An 18,227-nucleotide genomic window follows, 5' to 3' on the forward strand; every position below is an offset into this window, starting at 1 on the left:
GGCGCGACAGTGCGCCGGGCCCCGCTGTTTCGTGCTACCCCCGGGGGGATCGGGAGATCTCATGACGAACCTCGTCGCAGGCGGGGATGGTCAGCACGAATCTCGCGCCGCCACCGGGTCGTTCGGTGCAGCGCAGCGTGCCGTCGTGGCCTGCGACGGTCTCGGCGACCAGGGCGAGCCCGATGCCCGTGCCCGCCGTCGCCCGCGACACCGTGACGAACCGGTCGAAGATGCGTTCGCGGTCCTCGGGCGCGACACCGGGACCGGCGTCGTCGACGATCACCCTGATGTCCGCGCCGTCGCGGTCCACTCTTACCCCGGTCAGACCGCCGCCGTGCCGATCGGCATTGGCCAGCAGATTGACCAGCGCGCGTTCGAGTTCCATCCGCCGCCCGCGCACCGTGCCGGGGTCGCGCACGTCGAGCAGCTCCGGTGGGGTGCCGCGGCCTGCGAGCAGATGGGTGAGCAGTTCGGCCGGCGAGAGCGGTGACAGGTCGGAGCGGTGGATGCCCGCTTCGGCGCGGGCGAGAGCGAGCATGTCGTCGAGCAGGCCGCGCAGGTGCGAGGTCTCCTCGACGAGCAGTCCCAGTGCGGCTTTCGGCCGCTCGGACAGTTCGTCGCGGTGCCCGGCGAGCACGGTCGCGGTGGTGGTCAGCGTGGTCAGCGGGGTGCGCAGTTCGTGGCTGAGGTCGGAGACAAGGCGCCGTTCGCGCTCGATACGGCGTTGCAGGGAGTCGACCATGGCGTTGAACGCCTCGACCGTGGTCGCCAGATCCTCGTCCGTGGAGCGCGGCAGGCGCAGTGCGTGTTCACCGGAGGCGATCCGCGAGGCGGCCGCGGCCACCTGCCGCAGCGGGCTGAGCGCGCGCTGGGCGGCCCAGGCGCCCAGCGCGGCGGCGACGGCGACGGCGAGGACGGCGCAGGCGAGCAGGATCGTGCGCAGCATCCGCAGGTTGGCTTCGAGTTCCCGCAGCGGCGCGAATTCGTAGAGGACAGCACCGTTCTCGACCTCGGACCACACCCGCAGATACGGCTGGTCGCCGAGCCGCACGCGGGTGGCGGTGCTCGGGATGGCGTCGGCCGTGTCGATCACCGGTGGGGTCAGCGGGACGAAGCCGTCGTCGACACCGACGGCCGACCACCGTCCGCCCCGGTACAGGATGGCGATGTAGCCGGTGGGCAGACGCAGCGCGTCCAGCGCCTGCTCACCGGTGATCCGCGGGTCGTCCAGGCGTAGCCGCAGCAGCTCGGTGTGCACGCCGACGGCACGTTCGACGGTGCGCACCCGCTGCGATTCCATGTAGCCGGTGCTGATCCCGTAGACCGACCCGGCCAGGACAACGGCCACCACGCTCGCGCCGAGCACGAAGGCGGCCATGACCCGGCCACGCAGACCACGGAACCGCGATAATCGGGGGGAACCGTCAGGCTTGGACATCGAGCCGATAGCCGAGCCCGCGGACCGTGACGATCAGGCGCGGGTCGGCGGCATCGCGTTCGATCTTGGTCCGCAGGCGGCGCACGTGCACGTCGACGATGCGCTCGTCGCCGAAGAACCCACGGTCCCAGATCTTGTCGAGCAGCACCTGCCTGCTCAGCACCAGGCTGTCGTTCTGCGCCAGCTCGCACAGCAACCGGAACTCGGTCAGGGTCAGGTGCACATCGCGCCCGTCCAGGCGCAGCGAACCACGCTCCGGGCACAGGATCAGGCGCCGGTCGGGTGCGGCGTCGAGGACGAGTTCGGTGACATCGCGGTCGGCGCTGTTCCTGGTGCGGCGGCGCAGCGCGCGGATGCGGGCGGTGAGCTCCTTGACCTCGAACGGCTTGGTGACGAAATCGTCGGCGCCCGCCTCCAGCGCGGCGACCACGTCGTGGGTGTCGTCGCGGGCGCTGACCACGATGATCGGCACGTCGTGATCGCGGCGCACTTCACGGATGCAGGTGTAGCCGTCCATCCCGCCGAGCATGAGGTCGACGATCATCACGTCGGGGACGCCGAAGTCGCGGACCTGGTCCAGCGCCGCCTCCGCCCGTTCGGCCTCGGCGACGACGTAGCCCTCGTCCTCCATCGCCAGCCGCAGCGACGTCCGAACCCGGGTGTCGTCCTCGACGATCATCAACTGTGCGCTCATCACTGCCCTCCGTACCGGCAACCACCGTACGCGGGCGGGGTGAGCGCGGCGCGACGATGACTACTGGATGGCGAATCGCAGCAGCGCCTGCCGGTCGCCCTGCTTGATCTTGCCCTTGCGGTCGAGCACCTCGAGCTGCCAGACCGGGCCGTTGCGGAAGGCCCGCGCGATCGCGTTGGCGTTCTCCTGGCCGAGCAGCGACGGCCAGATGTCGGCGACGGGCTGGCTGTCGGCGCCGGTCGCGTCGTAGATCTTGAACGAGACGTTGTTGGCCTTCTCGAACGAGGAGCCCTTCTTGAACGCCGCGGCGACGAAGACGATGGCGTCGATGATCGGCGGGACGTCGGCGAAGACGACGTGCACGGTCTCGTCGTCGCCGGACGCCGCGCCGGTCTGTTCGTCGCCGGTGTGCACCACCGCGCCGTTGCCGAGCGGGTTCAGCGAATCCAGGCCGGCGAAGCGGACGGGCTCGCCGCCCTGCATCAGCACGGCGATCAGGTCCAGGTCGACACCGCGCTTGCGCCGCGCCATCCCGAGCAGGCCTCCGCTGGATCCGGCCGACGGGTCCCAGCTCACCCCCACACTCATCTTGGTGATGCCGGCGAGGTCGGCCGCGCCGTCTTCCTTCTTCAGCGTAATCACGTTCCCAGGCTACGGATTCGCGGAGCAGCATGCAGGGCAAGCGAATTCGCCGGGGCACCGACCTCGGCGGGCGGTACGCCACCGGCGCCGACCCGACGCCGGGCCCGGCTGTCGCGACTGCGCATAGGATCGGCCGGTGTCGTCCGTTCCACAGTTCCGCTTCCGTCGTTCCCGGCTTGCCGCCGAGCCGCCCGTCCACGGGCCTGCCGTCCCGACGGCGCGGGCGATCGTCGACTGCGGTGTCTATGTGGACGGGCGACGACTGCCCGGCCGGTTCACCCCCGCCGCCGCGATGGCCGAAGTCCGCGGCAGGGGAACGGGTTTCGTCTGGCTCGGCCTGTTCGAGCCCGACGCGCACCAGATGGGGGAGATCGCCGGGATCTTCGACCTGCACGCGCTGGCCGTCGAGGACGCCGTGCACGGGCGGCAGCGGCCCAAGCTGGAACGCTACGACGACACGCTGGTGACCGTGATGCGCACCGTCGCCTACGTCGAGCACGACATGCACTCGGTCAGCGAGATCGTCGAGACCGGCGACATCATGGTGTTCACCGGACCCGATTTCGTGGTCGCGGTGCGCCACGGCGCGCACTCGGCGCTGGCCGATGTGCGGCACCGGCTCGAACAGGATCCCGCGCGGATGGCGCTGGGGCCCGGCGTCGTGCTGCACGCGATCACCGACCGCATCGTCGATTCCTACATCGTGGTCGCCCAGGCGGTGGAGTACGACGTGGAATCGGTCGAGGAGGAGCTGTTCACCCCGCGCAGCAGGCTGCCGATCGAGTCGATCTACCAGCTCAAGCGCGAAATCGTGGAACTGCGGCGGGCGGTGAGCCCACTCGCCCTGCCGCTGCAGGCGCTGACCAGGCCGGAATCCCCGCTGTCCAAAGAGGTCCGGCGCTACCTGCGCGATGTGGCCGACCACCACGCGGGTGTCTCCGAACGCATCAACGATCTCGACGAGTCGCTGACAGCGCTGGTCAGCGCAGCGGTGGCCAAGATCGCGATCCAGCAGAACGCCGACATGCGCCGGATCTCCGCCATGGTCGCGGTCCTGGCCGTGCCGACGATGATCGCCGGCATCTACGGCATGAACTTCGACCACATGCCGGAACTGCACCATCCCTGGGGCTATCCGGCCGTGCTGATCACCATGGCGGTCCTCTGCTCTGCCCTGGTGGTCGCCTTCCGCCGCATCAAGTGGTTGTGACCGGGCCGGGTCAGTTCCTGGCTTCCGGCCTGGCGATGATCAGGGGGCACTGCGCGCCGTGCAGGACGGCCTGGGCGACCGAACCGAGGGCCGCTCCGGCGAGACCGCCGCGGTCGCGGCTGCCCACGACGATCAGCTGCGCGCCCGCCGCCGCGGTGAGCACGGCCCTGGCGGGCCGGTCCTCGACAACGATGCGCTCGACCCGCAGGTCCGGGTACTTCTCGCGGTAGCCCGCCAGGCTCGCCGACAGCTCCGCTTCGGCCTCGGCCCGCATCGTCTCCCGTGATTCGTAGCGGAACAGCTCCGACCAGGCGTGCACCGCGATCACCCGCACGCGACGACGGCTCGCCTCGTCGAAGGCCAGCGCGACCGCGTCGGCGCTGACGCCGGAGCCGTCGACCCCGACCACCACCGCACCCGTCACCGAGGCCGCTGCTTCCGGCACGACCGCCACCGGGCACGCGGCGTGCCGGGCGACCGCGGTGCTGACCGAGCCGAGCAGCGTGCGCCGCACCGCCCCCAATCCCCGGCTGCCGACGACAACCAGCCGCGCCGACTCGCTGTGCCTGCGCAGGATCGCCCGCGCGTCGCCGACCTCGACGGACGTCGTGATCACGAGATCGCCGACCGGAGCGACCTCCGCCGCCGCGGCCGTGACCACGGATTCGCCATGGGCGTAGAGCATTTCGCCGTCGAAGAGCGGACCGCTGACCCCCGGCTCGTACTCGACCGGGACCTCGACCGCGGCGACGAGGTGCAGCGCCGCCTGATGATGGGCGGCGAAATCGGCGGCCCATCGCAGGGCGATGTGCGACCGCGGCGAGCCGTCGACTCCCGCGACGACCGGGCGGCCAGGGTTCTCGGGATAGGACATGACACCCTCTCTGTCCTCCCCACAGTGCGCCGTGGCCGGTGTGACCGGACAGGGCCGGATGACCTGCTCCACAGGGCCTTTGGTCCTCGCTCAGGTCAACGGCGCCGACCAGCGCAGCACGGTGCCGCCCGACTCGCGCTCGGCGACAGCGAAACTGCCGCCGACGGCCTCGGCCCTGGCGGCGAGGTTGGCGAGCCCGCTGCGCCGGGTGACCTCGGGTGCGATGCCCGCGCCGTCGTCGGCGACCTCGATGCTCACCTCGTCGCGCACCACCAGTTCCACCGCGACCGTGCTCGCCTTCGCATGCCGCACGACATTGCTCACCGCCTCCCGCAGCACCGCTTCGACGTGATCGGACAGCGGTGGCTCGAGCACGGTGACCGGGCCCGCGAGGCGAACGGTGGTACGCAGTCCGGTGTCGGCGGTCATCTCGGTGATGATGTGGTGCAGGCGTTTCCGGTACTGCGAGGAGTCGGTGGTGGTGTTGGACTGCAGGTCGAAGATCGAGTAGCGGATGTCCTGCACGATCGCCTGGATGTCGTCGATCGTCTCGTCGAGACGGGTGCGCACCTCGGGTGTCCTGGCCCGCTGCATCGTGCCCTGCAGCGACAGGCCGACCGCGAACAGCCGCTGGATCACGTGATCGTGCAGGCCGCGGGCGATCCGGTCGCGGTCGGCGTACACGTCGAGCTCGCGCATGCGGCGCTGGGTGTCGGCCAATTGCAGTGCCACCGCGGCCTGGTCGGCGTAGGTGCTCATCAGCGCCTGATCCGCCGGGCTCGGTGGGGTGACCCCGGCGGGGAGCACGGTGGTCAGCACGCCGGTGACCAGTCCGTTCGCGCGCAGCGGCAGGGTCAGGACCGGCCCGAAATCGGCGATCGAGGCGAAGATCGGATCGTGGGCGGGGGCGTCGGAGGTGACCGGACTGCCCGACCGGAACGCCTCGGCCACCGGCGAGTCCGTCAGCGGGATGGCGCGGCCGACGAGCCCATCGGCGTCGGCGCCTGCCGCCGCGACCACAACCAGCTCGGTGATCTCCTCGTGCGGCACGTCGGGGTCCTCGGGCAGCGCGAGGAACGTGCACACCGAATTCGTCAGGGAGCGGCCACGTTCGGCGACCAGCTCGAGCACGTCCGCCGACGCGCTGCCCGCCAGCAGTTCGGTCGCCACGTCCCGGATCGCCTCCAGCCAGAGCTGGCGCACCCGCGACTGCGCGTACAGGCGCGCGTTCTCGATCGCGATGCCAGCGGCGGCGGCCAGCGCCTGCACGACCACCTCGTCGTCCTCGGTGAACTCCTGCCCGCCCGCCTTCTCGGTGAGATAGAGATTGCCGAACACCTCGCCGCGCACCTGCACGGGTACGCCGAGGAAGGTGCGCATCGGCGGGTGGTTGGGCGGGAAGCCGACCGAGGACGGGTGGTCCGAAAGATTTTTCAGCCGAATGGGTTTCGGCTCGGCGATGAGCACGCCGAGCACGCCGTGCCCGCGCGGCAGATCGCCGATCAGCACCCGGGTGCGATCGTCGATGCCCTCGTAGACGAACTCGGCGAGCTGATTGCTGGTCTTGTCGGTCTCGCGCACGCCGAGCGCGCCGTAGCCCGCGTCGACGAGTTCGATGGCGGTGTGCACGATGGTGCGCAGGGTGTTGTCCAGGTCGAGGCCCGCCGTCACGACGAGCATGGCCTCCATCAACCGGTCCATCCGGTCGCGGACGTCGACGATCTGGGTGATCCGGTCCTGGACTTCGGACAGCAGTTCACGCAGACGCAGTTGCGACAGGGTCTCGGTCACCGGAGGCCGGCCACCGGCTGCCGATTCGTCGTCCATACCGCGCATTCTTCCACGGTGCGACGGACATCGAGCGAGGTCATCGTTTCCGAGCATGCCCCCGCACCGGCGCCCGGTCAGGGCCGAAGCTCACGCGAGCCGGGGGCTCGCGTCCCGATCCGGTGACGTCGGCGGTGGGACCGCGCGCGACGGCGCACAATGTTTCCCACGGTGTTGGAGCGAGCACTGCCGGGTCTGCGGCAGTTCCGGAACTATCGGCGCGCATGGCTGCGTTCGGACGTGGTCGCGGGCGTGACGGTCGCCGCGTATCTGGTCCCGCAGGTGATGGCCTACGCGACGGTCGCGGGGCTGCCGCCGGTGGTCGGGTTGTGGGCCACGATCGCGCCGCTGGCGGTGTACGCGCTGCTGGCGACCTCGCGGCAGATGTCGGTCGGTCCCGAGTCGACCACCGCGCTGCTGACCGCGGTCGCCCTGGCGCCGCTGGCTGCGGGCGACCCTGAGCGGTACGCGGCGCTGGCCGCGCTGCTGGCGCTGCTGGTCGGGGTGCTGTGCCTGGCTGCCTCGGCTGCCCGGCTCGGGGTACTGGCCGATCTGCTGTCGCGGCCGGTGCTGATCGGTTATCTGGCGGGGACGGCGGGGCTGATGATCGTCGGCCAGCTGGGGCGGGTCACCGGCGTGCCGGTCACGGGGGTCACCTCGATGGCGCAGCTGCGCTCGTTCGTGGCGAACCTCGGCCAGTGGCATCCGGCGACGGCGGCCCTGGCGTTCGTCGTCCTGGCGGCCTTGCTGATCATGGCCCGCTGGACGCCGCGCGCGCCAGGCCCGCTCATCGCGGTGCTGGCCGCGACGGTGGCGGTCGCGGTGTTCTCGCTGCAGCGATTCGGCATCGGCGTGGTCGGTGAGGTCCCCACCGGTCTGCCGACGCCGGGGCTGCCCGCCATGGCGATGGCCGACGTCATGGCCTTGCTGCTGCCCGCCGCCGGCCTGGCCGTGGTCGGCTTCTCCGACAACGCGCTGACCGCGCGCGCCTTCGCCGCACGGCACGGACAGCATGTGCAGGTCAACACCGAACTCGCCGCACTGGGCGCGACGAATGTGGCCACCGCGCTTACCCACGGATTCCCGGTGAGCTGCAGCGGCAGCCGCACCACCATCGCCGACCTGATGGGGGCGCGCACCCAGCTCTACGCGCTGGTCACCCTCGCCTCGGTGCTCGTCGTGCTGTTCGGTGCCACCGGTGTGCTCGCGCAGTTTCCCGTCGCGGCGCTGGGCGCGCTGGTCGTGTACGCGGCGCTGCGGCTGATCGATGTGCGCGAGTTCCGCCGGATCGCCCGGTTCCGGCTCAGCGAACTGTTCCTCGCGCTGGTCACCGCGGGCGCCGTGCTGGTGCTCGGTGTCCTCTACGGCGTGCTCGTCGCCATCGCGCTGTCGGTGTTCGACCTGTTGCGCCGGATCGCCCGTGGCCACGACGCGATCCTCGGCTTCGTCCCCGATCTCGCGGGCATGCATGACGTCGACGACTATCCGGAGGCGAAACCCCTTGCGGGACTGGTGGTGTACCGCTACGACGCACCGCTGTTCTTCGCCAATGCCGAGGACTTCCGGCAGGGAGCGCTGGCCGCCGTCGACTGGTGGGCGCGGCGCAGCGGGGAACCGGTGCGCTGGTTCGTGCTCAATGTCGAAGCCAATGTCGAGGTCGACCTGACCGCCCTGGACGCCGTGGAACAGGTGCGCGCCGAGCTGACCGCGCGCGGGGTGGTGTTCGCGATGGCGCGGGTCAAACAGGATCTGCGCGTCGACCTGGACGCGTCCGGCCTCACCGAGCGGATCGGCGCCGACCGGTTGTTCCCCACCTTGCCGACGGCGATCGAGGCCTTTCGAGCCGCCGATGAATCGGGCGAGGCGGGCCCATGACCGGTCACCGCTCGGTCAGCACCTCGGTGAGCGGTCGGCGCGGGGTGGGCGGGCGCTGCGCGTCCTCGGGGGCGATGCCGATCCTGACCACGACCTGCGGCACGCCGGGATGGCCGATCAGGCTCGCGAGCAGGCGCCTGCCCGCGGTGAGTTCGGTGATGTGGGTCAGCGCGCAGGTCGACAGTCCCGACGCGGTGCAATCGAGCAGCACCGCCGAGAGCGCCTCACCGGTCCGCAGCCAGGCCGGCGGCGACTCGTCACCGGTGCTCAGCACCACCAGGCGAGCGTGATCGTCGAGCTCACCGCGCCGGGCCGAACGCTCCAGCGTGGGGAACGCGCGGGCGACGCCGACCCTGGCGCGTTCGGACTCCGAGATCAGCGCCGACGGCGGCACGCCCTCGGACCGCTCGGGATGCCCGGCCCACCAGCGGAGTTCGGCCTGGTACTCCATGTCGTAGCGGCGCAGCGCGCCGGACTGCTCGGACACCAGCGCCAGCCGGGGGCGCACGTCGTCGGGGAGGACGTCGACGGAGAGATCGTGCGGCGCGACGAGCTTGTCCAGCGCGGACACGATCGATGTCACGCCGATCGGGGCTTCCATCGGCAGCCGATCGGTATAGCGGCGATCGATGGCCTCCGCGCGGCGCACTTCCCCGATCGGCGGCTCGGGCCACGGCTCGAACTCGATCCTGGCCAGCAGCTCCGGACGGTCCGGATCGGGCAGCCGGGTGACCGCGGTGTACCAGTTGGCGGCGGCGAACGCGGTCCGCACATGGTGCAATGCCGCGCCACAGCTGATCATCGCCTGCCGTCCGGTGGGGTCGGCGGCCGTCAGCCGCCGGTCCGGGTCACGCGACAGCTCGAGCGTGGTGCCGTCGAACACCCACCGCCACGGCTGGGTGTTGTGTACCGACGGAGCCCGGCAACCGAGCCGGATCGCCGCGCGAACCGTGGGATGGTCGGGCACCTCATGAACTCGCCGAGTGTTCATACGAACCAGTCTGAACCGCTCGTCCGCTCGACCGCCAGGGACTCTCCGCACCTCCGGGAAGGCACAAAGTCCCTGATCACGCGCCCGGGCCACGCCGCGCGGATTGGTTCGCCGGATTACGGGCATGCCGAGGGCAAAGGCCTTGTCGACGCGGGAAAAGGGGTACCACGACGTGATGGTGATCCGCGCGCCGCGTGTCTACCGGCCCCAGGCCGACACCTGGCTGCTCGCTCGCGCCCTGCGTGGGCTGCCCGTGCTGCCCGGCGGCCGGGTGCTGGATGTGTGCGCGGGGACCGGTGTCCTCGCACTGGCCGCGGCCCAGGCGGGGGCGCGCAGCGTCACCGCGGTGGACGTGTCCCGGTCGGCGCTGGCCTCGACGTGGCTGAACTGCAGGCTGCGCGGTGTCGCGGTGGAACTGCTGCACGGTGACTTCGCCGCGGCGCTGCGGCTCCCGCGTTTCGACGTGGTGCTGGCCAACCCGCCCTACGTGCCCGCCGAGCACGGCACCGGCCGCGGCGGCGCGCTCGCATGGGACGCGGGACCAGACGGGCGCAGCGTGCTCGACCGGCTGTGCGACACGCTGCCGGACCTGCTCACCGAACGCGGCATCGGGCTGATCGTGCATTCGGCGCTCAGCGACCCGGAACGCAGTGTGCGCCAGTTACGCGACCGCGGGACGGACGCGCGGGTGATCGCCGAGGGCATCGTGCCGTTCGGGCCGGTCATGCGGGCCCGCGCCGGGTGGCTGGCCGCACGCGGCCTCATCACACCCGGCCAGCTATACGAGGAATTGGTGGTGATCCGTGTCGACCGAACATCGTCCCGCGTCGTCGGCGACCCAGCCTGAGCCACGGCGGATCGTGCTCACCGATGACGGGCCCGCCCTCGTCGACGGCCCCGTCGATGTCGTCACCGCCGACGGCACGGTCCTGCACTGCGACCGTTTCGTGGTGGCCCTGTGCCTGTGCCGCCGGTCGAGCACCTACCCGCTGTGCGACACCAGCCACCGGCGCAGGCGACGCCGCGATCAGGGAGATGACCGATGACCCCCGCCGTCACGTCACGGCGCGCACTGCCTGCCCCGCGCGGCGAGCTGTCCACCACCGTCGTCGAATCGCTCAGGCGCCCAGCGGGTTCCGCGGTGCCGACGGCCCATGGCGCCGATCCCTACGGTGAGGATCTCCTGCTGACCCTGCACACCTGCTACGAACTGCACTACCAGGGCTTCGCCGAGGTCGACGAGAACTGGGAATGGGACCCCGACCTGCTGCGCCTGCGTCGCGACCTGGAACGGCAGCTGTACGCCGCGCTGTCGGCCGACGTCGCAGGCGGCGACGACATCGACGCCGAACTCGACCGCCTGCTCGAACCCACCGACGGCACCGACGGCGTCGCGGGCTTCCTCGCCGACCACGGCACCCCCGACCAGCTGCGCGAATACTTCGTGCACCGCTCGATCTACCACCACATCGAGGCCGATCCGTACGCGTGGGTGATCCCGCGCCTGCGCGGGCAGGCCAAGGCCGCGCTGGTCGCGGTGGAATTCGACGAGTTCGGCGGCGGCCGCGGCGATCGCGTGCACGCGCAGCTGTTCGCCGACCTGCTGGCTGGCGCCGACCTGAACCCCGGCTACCTGCACTACCTCGACGCGGTTCCGGCACCGATGCTGGCACTGGTCGACATGATGTCGCTGTTCGGTCTGCATCGCGGCCTGCGCGGCGCCCTGGTCGGGCATTTCGCCGCCACCGAGATCACCTCGTCCCCCGCCTCACGCCGCCTCGCCGACATCGCGCGCACGCTGCTGCCGCATCCGGCGTGTGTGCACTTCTATACCGAGCACGTCGTCGCCGACGCCGTCCACGAACAGGTCATGCGCCGCGATGTCATCGCCGAACTGCTTCGTGCCGAACCGGAAACGGCGGCGGGGCTCGTCTTCGGCATCCAGGCGACGACCCTGCTCGAAGACCGATTCGCCGAGCACGTCCTCGAATGCTGGCGCGCGGACCGCAGTTCGCTGCGGCGGGAGATCACCGATCCGCGAACAGCCGACGCACCCGGCTGAAAGTGATAGCCACCGGATAACCGCCCCTGGCCTGGTCGTACGGATCATGGTCGACGACCAGATGATCGGTGATCGAGTGCAGCACATGCCAGCCGACTCCCGTCTCGTCGACGGGGTCGGTGTCGCCGCAGAGGGCGTCCACCGAGATCCGGATCCGGAACTCGTCGGCGATGACATCGCAGTGGATCTGGGACGAGGCGACCGCGCCGAGGGCAAGGCAGGTCGCCGCTTCGTCGAGCGCGACGCGGATGTCGTCGACCTCCTCGACGCCGAAACCGGTGATCAGGGCGACGGTTTCGGCCAAGGCCCGCAGCATGACGAGCTGCTCGAGATCGGCGTCGATCGTGATGTGGATCGACGTCGCGTGTTTGGACTGTGCAATGATCCGGTCGCTCGAATCCACGGTGGCCTCCTCCCGAGCTGACTGCACCGGAGTGGTTCACCGTGCGCCTACCCAGGATTTGCCGGACCGAAACACCGCGTGGACCGATTCGGCCCTCAGTGCTCGCCGGGCTCCGATGCCTCGTCGAGGGATTCGTAGTACCGGAACAGCGGCCGGACGCCGACCAGGTCGAGCGCCCGCTCCACTTCGCGACCGCCGGTGAGCAGACGGATATCGACGCCGGCTGCCCAGGCCTCGCTCTTGGCGGTGCTGAGCATGGCGGCGACCCGGATACTCAGGAACTCGGTCTCGCGCAGATCCACCACGACGATGTGGGCGCTGGAATGCACCGCGCGGGTGAGCAGTGCCCAGAACGGCGGCATCCGCGCCGCGTCGAGTTCGGTGCCGGTGTTCAGTACCCAGCAGCCTGGTCGTCCGGGGTCGCGCAGACTGAGCTCGGCCGCGGCGGGCGCCGACGGCCCGCGATACCACCGCAGCCGGCTCGACAACCGGCGATCCAGAACGACAGCCATAGAACCTCCTGTACGACAGGGTCGGCTGGAGGTCTCAACCTAGGACAATTCTGGCACGCGGCGCCGCCGGTGTCACTGCGCCGGTGCCTGCTCGGCGAGCGCCTGCTCCCGCAGCAGGCCCAGGGTCCTGGACAGGATCCGCGAAACCTGCATCTGGGAGACGCCGAGCTGCTCGGCGATCTGGCTCTGGGTCTTGGACTCGTAGAACCGCATGACCAGCACCCGCCGCTCTTCGCTCGGCAGTGCGGCGATCAGCGGGCGCACCGTCATCGCGTCCTCGGTGAGCTGGTAGCAGTGTTCTTCCACGCCGAGGGTGTCGGTGATCGCCTGGCTGGCGTTGTCCCGGTCGTCGTGGGTGAATTCGTCGATGGAGTTGGTCTGGTAGCCGTTGGCGGCGACCAGTGCCCGGGTGACCTCGACCAGATCCACCTCGAGCGCGTCGGCGAGCTCGCGGGCATTGGGCAGCCTGCCCAGTCGCTGGGACAGTTCCTCGGTGGCCGGCCCGACCCTGAGCTGGATCTCCTTGAGCCTGCGCGGGACGCGCACGGCCCAGGTGTGGTCACGGAAGTGCCTGCGTACCTCACCCATGATCGTCGGGATCGCGAACGACAGGAACGACGACCCCCGGCTCACGTCATAGCGGTCGACGGCGAGGACGAGCCCCACCCTCGCGGTCTGGTCGAGATCGTCGAACTGTTCCCCGCGGCCGGCGAACTTGCGCGCGATGTGGTCGGCCAGCGGCAGGCACAGCCGGATCACCTCCTCGCGGAGGGCGTCGTAGTCCTCATCTTCTGGTGCCAGCGCGCGCAGCTTCTCGAACCAGGGCTCGATGTTGTCGTAGCTGTCGCCGCGCGAGTGGGATCGCCGGGTGGTCGTATTGTCGGCTGTCGTTGCTTCCGATGTCATTCGCCGATGCCTCGCTTCCGGACGGTTGCGGATGTCCATGGGGTACCCATCGGTGCCACCGCTATGTCTTATTCGGAGCGAAGCCCGCATCGGCTCAGGTCGCGGCGGGTCCGTGCACCCGCCGGATCCAGCCGAATTCGACGGTTGCCGGGTAGCCGTCGCCGATCGGATCGAAGTCGCCGTATTCGATGCGCAACGCGTCGGTCAGCGTCGCGACGACATGCCAGCCGAAGGATTCCTCGTCGAGTGCGGACGGCGTGCGGATCACCGTCGCGATGCGCGCGCCAAGGGTGCCGTCGCCGGTGGTGAACACGCACTCGAGCTGAGCGTCCGGCGCCGCGACCAGGATCAGCGCGGTCGCTACTTCGTCCAGCGCCAGGATCAGGTCGGTGACCTCGTCGAGCGCGAAGCCGCGCACCAGCAGCACGGTCTCGGCCAGCGAGTGCACCAGGGTCAGCTGGTCGAGTTCGGCAGGCACCCGGAACCCGACGGTCTTGGACCGGGGTGGGGTGTCGCGATCGTCTGCTCGCACGCCACCTCCCTGGTCCACCGTCACCAACTGGCCGGAGGGTACCCGGGCCGCGCCGCGCCATGCGCGTGGCCACCCGTCGATCCCGGCTGCCTGTCGTAGGCTCTATTTCGGGTCGTTGCCCGTCGCCTCGGGCTCATCCGGCGGCTTCGGGGTTCTCTTCCGGTAGGCCAGGACCACCGCGACGACGGCTATCAGAGCCACGATCACGAGAATTTCCATAGGCGGCGCATACCCCACCCGCTGATCTCCAACCGCTGTTTGCCCGGCGGACAGCGCGGTAGTCCCGACAGAGACGGTATCCACTCGACTGGAGGCGATCATGGGTCTTCCTGAACACCAGCAGCCGCCCGCTCCGCCCGACGAGGACGCGGGCACGCCGTGCGAACAGGCTGGTCCCGAACCCGATCAGGAGGGCCCCGCACTGCGCGGGCCGACCGGCGCGCCGATCGCCGGCGACGCGAGCATCCGCGCCCAGCAGGGCGGCGCGCTGACCACCGCCCAGGGTTTGCCCACCGCCGATACCGATCACGCCCTCAAGGCGGGCCCGCGCGGACCGGTGCTGCTGCAGGACATCCACCTGCGGGAGAAGATCACCCACTTCGATCACGAACGCATCCCCGAGCGGGTCGTGCACGCGCGCGGTGCGGCCGCCCACGGCGTGTTCGTCGCCAACGGCGCGGCCGCCGAGCTGACCCGCGCCAAGTTCCTCGCCGCCGACGCGCGGACCCCGGTATTCGTCCGCTTCTCCACGGTGCTCGGCTCTCGTGGTTCGGCCGACACCGTGCGCGACACCCGTGGTTTCGCGGTGAAGTTCTACACCGACGAAGGCGTCTACGACCTGGTCGGCAACAACATCCCGGTGTTCTTCATCCAGGAGGCGATCAAGTTCCCCGACGTGATCCACGCGGGCAAACCACAGCCGGATCGCGAGATTCCGCAGGCACAATCCGCGCACGACACGTTCTGGGATTTCGTCACCCTGCACACCGAGGCCACCGCGCACACCTTCTGGAACATGTCCGACCGGGCGCTGCCGCGTTCGTTCCGGATGATGGAAGGCTTCGGCATCCACACCTTCCGGCTGGTCGCGGCCGACGGCACCACCAGCCTGGTGAAGTTCCATTGGAAGCCACGGCTCGGCGTGCATTCGCTGCTGTGGGAGGAAACCCAGCTCACCGCGGGCTTCGATCCCGATTTCCATCGCAGGGATCTGGCCGAGGCGATCGCGGCGGGCGCCCTGCCGGAGTGGGATCTGGGCGTCCAGGTGTTCCCTGACACGCCCGATCATCTCTTCGAAGGCATCGATCTGCTCGATCCGACCAAGATCGTGCCGGAGGAGCTCGCGCCGGTGCAGGTGATCGGCACGCTGCGGCTCACCGCCAACCCGGTGAACTTCTTCGCCGAGACCGAGCAGGTCGCGTTCTGCCCGAGTCATCTCGTGCCCGGCATCGAGGTCACCGACGATCCGCTGCTGCAGGGCAGGCTGTTCTCCTATCTCGACACCCAGCTCAGCAGGCTCGGCGGCCCGAATTTCGCGCAGCTGCCGATCAATACCCCGCACGCCGACGTCAACGACCTGTTCCGCGACGGCATGCATCAGACGGCCGTGCACCCCGGTATCGCCCCGTACAAACCGAATTCGCTGGGTGGCGGATGCCCGTATGCCGCGAGTCTGGCCGGCCAGGCCTATGTCGAGTCACCGACGCCCATCCCGCCACCGACCGCCAAACTGCGGACCACGGCCAACAGTCCGGAGGCGGTGTCGTTCGCCGATCACTTCTCCCAGCCGCGCATGTTCTATCGCAGCCTCACCGAGGGCGAGCGGCAGCGGCTGGCCGACGCCTTCTCGTTCGAACTCGGCAAGTGCACCTCCGAAACGGTGCGGCGACGTGCCCTGCAGATGCTGGTCAACGTCGACGACGAGCTGGCAGGCTATGTCGGCGGGCAACTCGGACTCGACCTGCCCGCACCGGACACCGACCGCGTCGAACTCGCGCCGAGCCCCGCGTTGTCCCAGCGCAAGGGCAGCTTCCCGGTCGACGGCCGCAACGTCGCCGTGCTGGTGGACGACACCGCCACCGCCGACGCCGTCGAGGCGGTCACCGCCGCTCTCGAACAGGCCAAGGTGACCCCGTTCGTCGTCGCGGCGCGCGGCGGTGCGGTCGACGGTGTGCCGGTGTCGCGAACCTTCGCCACCATGCGATCGATCGAATTCGACGGCGCCATCCTGCTGGGCGGCCCGCTCGATCCACGGGTTGACCTGCTGGTCGATGAGATGTGGCGGCACGGCAAGGCGATCGCGGCAGTCGGAGCGGCGGCGGAGATACTCCAGCGCAACGGCGTCGACATGGACGCACCGGGAATCACCGTCGCCGACGCCGGCACGGCCACCAGCGCGTTACTCACGGACCTGGGTGAGCATCGCGCCTGGGCCCGCATCGAACCCGAGTCATGAGCAGACTCAGCCAGAGCTGTCCGGTTCGCGCCGTCGTTGATACAGGGGGCCGATCAGCCAGACCCCCGTGAACAACACGGCGAAACAGATCCCCGCGGCGATCGAGGCCCACATGCCCGCCACGGTGTCGAAGATCAGCACGGTGACCCCGGTCAGCGCGACCCCGAGCAGGATCATCCCGGCGAACGCGTAACGATGGGCAGACGCTACGAGGTCGGCGAGCTGATGCCTGCGGAACAGCAGCCGGTGCGTGGCGACCGGGGCGACAAGCAGCACCGTCGCCGCGACCGACGCGACGACGGTGCCCAGGTAGACCACCTGCATCGACGTGTCCAGGATGGTGAACCTGGCCTGGAACGGCAGGGTCAGCAGGAAGCCGGTAAGCAGCTGCACACCGGTCTGCACGACCCGCAGTTCCTGCAACAGATCGGCCCAATTCCGATCCAGCCGCTGGATCCCGGTCTCGCCGCGAACCCGCTTGTCCCACTCCGCGTCGTCGCGCGCCGCGCTCATCGCCGATTCCTTTCGCCCTATTCCGGGCATGCCCCGAGGCGTCGTCGCGAAACGGGAAGGGGCAGGTCAGGCACCGGATTGAACAGTGCCGAACGGCTACTACCGCTACATGGACCACAGCACAGCCCCGCTCGTCGCCGCGGACTCCGCGTTCTTCTCCACCTGCGGCAGCTCGCTGTCGGTGAAGCCGGCGATGCTGGCCGTCGCCGGCGGCAAGGACGGCGGCCTGCTGGTGGCCAGGGACAGCCACAAATCGATCGTCGCCGGGTTGATCTTCTCCGGGGTACAACCGCACTGGATCACCCCGCGCTGGGACGCCGAGCGGCACTTCTCGCATCCGCCGTCACCCGCCCAGGTCGACCAGGCCTGGCGCGACCATCCCGACGCCGCTGGCGCGTTGATCGTCAGCCCGAGCCCCTACGGCACCTGCGCCGACCTGCGCGGGATCGCCGAGGTGTGCCCCGCCTGCGGCAAACCGCTGATCGTCGACGAAGCCTGGGGCGCGCACCTGCCCTTCCACCCCGACCTGCCCACCTGGGCGATGGACGTCGGCGCCGATGTCTGCGTGGTGAGCGCGCACAAGATGGGCATGGGTTTCGAACAGGGTTCGGTGTTCCAGCCCGCGCCGCTCGAGATCGCGTTGCCGACACCCGAAGACCTGCAACTGGAGACGGTGATGCTGCCCCGCGACGCGTTCTTCGCCCCGACGGAGCTGGTGCCCGCCGCGGAGGCGGCAGGCCGGATCGCCGCCGAGCAACTCACCCCGTATCCGCCCGGAATCCCCGCGATCGTGCCGGGCGAGCGCATCGGCGCGGCCGTCGTGGACTACCTGCGCACCGGTGTCGCCGCGGGCATGAATGTGCCCGACGCGAGCGATCCCCGTTTGCACGCGATTCGGGTCGTCGCCGGGAGCTGACCTGTTTGCGTCCCGCAGGCCCGGGTAGGCGGTCTGTGGGTCCCCAAGACGGCCCACCGGCCACCGGCGGTGGCCGAGAGATCTGTCTGAAAGGAATGCCACATGGGTATCGCGGACAAGGCGAAGAACAAGGCCGAGGAGCTGGCGGGCAAGGCCAAGGAGGCCACCGGCAAGGCCACCGACGACCGTGATCTGGAGAACGAAGGTCGCGGCGACCAGGTCAAGGGGAACTTGAAGGGCGCGGGGGAGAAGGTCAAGGACGCCTTCCGCGACTGACCAGCCGACTCGCGCGGGCCACCGGCCGACTACCGCCCGTGGGCCGCTGCTGTGCCCTCCCCCTCGTGCACGGGGAGCAGCCGATGATAGAAGCGGGCGCG

The 18,227-nt window shown here is 70.0% G+C and carries 19 protein-coding genes and 1 pseudogene; 8 read left to right on the forward strand and 12 right to left on the reverse strand.

The window, feature by feature from the left end:
- Positions 1-34: 34 nt before the first annotated feature.
- Genes ACWF82_RS33340 through ACWF82_RS33350 form a run of 3 tightly spaced genes read right to left on the reverse strand, consistent with a single transcriptional unit; the run spans position 35 to position 2,774 of the window.
- Positions 35-1,438, reverse strand: coding sequence for an ATP-binding protein (locus tag ACWF82_RS33340; RefSeq protein ID WP_452507552.1), 1,404 nt, complete (start codon positions 1,436-1,438; stop codon positions 35-37).
- Positions 1,425-2,132: a response regulator transcription factor gene (locus ACWF82_RS33345; protein WP_379085993.1), complete on the reverse strand. Its 708-nt coding sequence runs from the start codon at positions 2,130-2,132 to the stop codon at positions 1,425-1,427. The genes ACWF82_RS33340 and ACWF82_RS33345 overlap by 14 nt, the downstream gene beginning before the upstream one ends.
- A 60-nt stretch (positions 2,133-2,192) precedes the next feature.
- Positions 2,193-2,774 carry a TerD family protein gene (locus tag ACWF82_RS33350; RefSeq protein ID WP_379085996.1) on the reverse strand — a complete coding sequence of 194 codons (582 nt, stop codon included), beginning with the start codon at positions 2,772-2,774 and terminating at the stop codon, positions 2,193-2,195.
- A 136-nt stretch (positions 2,775-2,910) separates the two neighbouring features.
- On the opposite strand from ACWF82_RS33350, the gene ACWF82_RS33355 reads away from it, so the two are divergent.
- Complete coding sequence (locus ACWF82_RS33355) at positions 2,911-3,984, forward strand: magnesium and cobalt transport protein CorA (protein ID WP_452507553.1); 1,074 nt, start codon at positions 2,911-2,913, stop codon at positions 3,982-3,984.
- Positions 3,985-3,994: 10 nt separating this feature from the next.
- Here ACWF82_RS33355 and ACWF82_RS33360 read toward each other — a convergent pair whose 3' ends face one another.
- A complete protein-coding gene (locus ACWF82_RS33360; RefSeq protein ID WP_452507554.1) occupies positions 3,995-4,858 on the reverse strand; it encodes a universal stress protein in 864 nt (287 codons plus the stop codon).
- Positions 4,859-4,948: 90 nt separating this feature from the next.
- On the reverse strand, positions 4,949-6,685 hold the full coding sequence (locus ACWF82_RS33365) for a GAF domain-containing sensor histidine kinase (protein ID WP_452507555.1): 1,737 nt from the start codon (positions 6,683-6,685) through the stop codon (positions 4,949-4,951).
- Positions 6,686-6,844: 159 nt separating this feature from the next.
- Here ACWF82_RS33365 and ACWF82_RS33370 point away from each other — a divergent pair, with 159 nt between their 5' ends.
- The gene (locus tag ACWF82_RS33370) at positions 6,845-8,560 is read left to right on the forward strand and encodes a SulP family inorganic anion transporter (protein ID WP_452507556.1); all 1,716 of its coding nucleotides are present in this window, start codon (positions 6,845-6,847) and stop codon (positions 8,558-8,560) included.
- A 4-nt stretch (positions 8,561-8,564) separates the two neighbouring features.
- Here ACWF82_RS33370 and ACWF82_RS33375 read toward each other — a convergent pair whose 3' ends face one another.
- The gene (locus ACWF82_RS33375) at positions 8,565-9,551 is read right to left on the reverse strand and encodes an Acg family FMN-binding oxidoreductase (protein WP_452507557.1); all 987 of its coding nucleotides are present in this window, start codon (positions 9,549-9,551) and stop codon (positions 8,565-8,567) included.
- A 124-nt stretch (positions 9,552-9,675) separates the two neighbouring features.
- Between ACWF82_RS33375 and ACWF82_RS33380 the strand changes: the two genes are divergently transcribed.
- The 3 genes from ACWF82_RS33380 to ACWF82_RS33390 are packed head-to-tail and all read left to right on the forward strand — an operon-like array spanning position 9,676 to position 11,613.
- Positions 9,676-10,398, forward strand: a complete 723-nt coding sequence (locus ACWF82_RS33380) for a HemK2/MTQ2 family protein methyltransferase (RefSeq protein ID WP_452507558.1) — start codon at positions 9,676-9,678, stop codon at positions 10,396-10,398.
- Positions 10,399-10,411: 13 nt separating this feature from the next.
- Positions 10,412-10,597 (forward strand): CDGSH iron-sulfur domain-containing protein, encoded by a 186-nt coding sequence (locus ACWF82_RS33385; RefSeq protein WP_452507559.1) that lies wholly within the window; start codon positions 10,412-10,414, stop codon positions 10,595-10,597.
- A complete protein-coding gene (locus tag ACWF82_RS33390) occupies positions 10,594-11,613 on the forward strand; it encodes an iron-containing redox enzyme family protein (protein WP_452507560.1) in 1,020 nt (339 codons plus the stop codon). Before ACWF82_RS33385 ends, ACWF82_RS33390 begins: the two co-directional genes overlap by 4 nt.
- On the opposite strand, the gene ACWF82_RS33395 is transcribed toward ACWF82_RS33390, so the two are convergent.
- The 5 genes from ACWF82_RS33395 to ACWF82_RS33415 form a co-directional block, all read right to left on the reverse strand.
- The gene (locus ACWF82_RS33395) at positions 11,579-12,016 is read right to left on the reverse strand and encodes an ATP-binding protein (RefSeq protein WP_452507561.1); all 438 of its coding nucleotides are present in this window, start codon (positions 12,014-12,016) and stop codon (positions 11,579-11,581) included. The two genes, ACWF82_RS33390 and ACWF82_RS33395, sit on opposite strands and share 35 nt — an antisense overlap.
- Before the next feature lie 95 nt (positions 12,017-12,111).
- Positions 12,112-12,528 (reverse strand): STAS domain-containing protein, encoded by a 417-nt coding sequence (locus ACWF82_RS33400; RefSeq protein ID WP_452507562.1) that lies wholly within the window; start codon positions 12,526-12,528, stop codon positions 12,112-12,114.
- A 72-nt stretch (positions 12,529-12,600) separates the two neighbouring features.
- The gene (locus ACWF82_RS33405) at positions 12,601-13,434 is read right to left on the reverse strand and encodes an RNA polymerase sigma factor SigF (protein ID WP_452507563.1); all 834 of its coding nucleotides are present in this window, start codon (positions 13,432-13,434) and stop codon (positions 12,601-12,603) included.
- A gap of 94 nt (positions 13,435-13,528) precedes the next feature.
- Complete coding sequence (locus tag ACWF82_RS33410; RefSeq protein WP_452507564.1) at positions 13,529-13,966, reverse strand: anti-sigma factor; 438 nt, start codon at positions 13,964-13,966, stop codon at positions 13,529-13,531.
- A 102-nt stretch (positions 13,967-14,068) separates the two neighbouring features.
- The gene (locus tag ACWF82_RS33415) at positions 14,069-14,287 is read right to left on the reverse strand and encodes a hypothetical protein (protein WP_452507565.1); all 219 of its coding nucleotides are present in this window, start codon (positions 14,285-14,287) and stop codon (positions 14,069-14,071) included.
- On the opposite strand from ACWF82_RS33415, the gene ACWF82_RS33420 reads away from it, so the two are divergent.
- The gene (locus ACWF82_RS33420; RefSeq protein WP_452507566.1) at positions 14,286-16,421 is read left to right on the forward strand and encodes a catalase; all 2,136 of its coding nucleotides are present in this window, start codon (positions 14,286-14,288) and stop codon (positions 16,419-16,421) included. The two genes, ACWF82_RS33415 and ACWF82_RS33420, sit on opposite strands and share 2 nt — an antisense overlap.
- 6 nt (positions 16,422-16,427) lie before the next feature.
- Here ACWF82_RS33420 and ACWF82_RS33425 read toward each other — a convergent pair whose 3' ends face one another.
- Positions 16,428-16,934 carry a DUF6328 family protein gene (locus ACWF82_RS33425; RefSeq protein WP_452507567.1) on the reverse strand — a complete coding sequence of 169 codons (507 nt, stop codon included), beginning with the start codon at positions 16,932-16,934 and terminating at the stop codon, positions 16,428-16,430.
- A 97-nt stretch (positions 16,935-17,031) separates the two neighbouring features.
- Between ACWF82_RS33425 and ACWF82_RS33430 the strand changes: the two are divergent.
- Together ACWF82_RS33430 and ACWF82_RS33435 are read left to right on the forward strand one after the other, a co-directional pair.
- Positions 17,032-17,850, forward strand: a pseudogene (locus ACWF82_RS33430) (Orn/Lys/Arg family decarboxylase); the annotation flags it as partial.
- Positions 17,851-17,952: 102 nt separating this feature from the next.
- Positions 17,953-18,126, forward strand: coding sequence for a CsbD family protein (locus ACWF82_RS33435; RefSeq protein ID WP_379086046.1), 174 nt, complete (start codon positions 17,953-17,955; stop codon positions 18,124-18,126).
- Positions 18,127-18,227 lie beyond the last annotated feature (101 nt).

It is taken from the genome of Nocardia sp. NPDC055053 (assembly GCF_053608285.1).